Here is a 480-nt window from a genome sequence, read left to right as displayed (position 1 = left end):
CAAGATATTGTGAATGAACGCATTGATTCGAAGAAGTTAGAAAAAGCAATTCCAGCCTTTAATGAAATGGAAGATAACACAACTCCAAAACAAAGAAGAGAAGCGTCTATTAGTATATTGAATAAAGCGATTGATGAGTTCTTAAAGGATAAGGAGTGAATTAGATGGACGGATTTAAGAAGATGGTAAACGATATGCAGAACGAACAAGTAGGTAGTGCTATGATGGACTTTGCATTAGCAGCAAAAATGATGTTCGCTGCTTTTACACAGTTTAAAGAAGCAGGATTCAGTGAAGAACAATCATTTGAGTTAACACGTGAGATATTAATTGATTCATTAAATAGGAATCAATAGACCAATGAGGTGAGTAGGCATGCAGGTATATTGTGCTGAGTGTAATAAAGATTATGACATGCAGCCGAAAGTAAAACAGCTTCCTAATCGAATTGATAAGTGCTACTTTACGTGTCCTCATTGT

The 480-nt window shown here is 35.4% G+C and carries 1 protein-coding gene; it reads left to right on the top strand.

Going from position 1 to position 480, the window contains the following annotated elements; genetic code table 11:
* Positions 1-164: 164 nt before the first annotated feature.
* Positions 165-356, top strand: coding sequence for a hypothetical protein (locus tag MR058_RS22970; protein ID WP_012095045.1), 192 nt, complete (start codon positions 165-167; stop codon positions 354-356).
* The last annotated feature ends 124 nt before the right edge of the window (positions 357-480 follow it).

The organism is Bacillus cereus group sp. BfR-BA-01430 (genome assembly GCF_022663115.1).
GTDB lineage: Bacteria > Bacillota > Bacilli > Bacillales > Bacillaceae_G > Bacillus_A > Bacillus_A cereus_BD.
This window is presented reverse-complemented; position numbering and strand designations above follow the sequence as displayed.

What these genes read in the sequence shown, in the direction of transcription:
- MR058_RS22970 (WP_012095045.1), top strand. Translation starts at nt 165, where the DNA reads ATGGACGGATTTAAGAAGATGGTAAACGATATGCAGAACGAACAAGTA.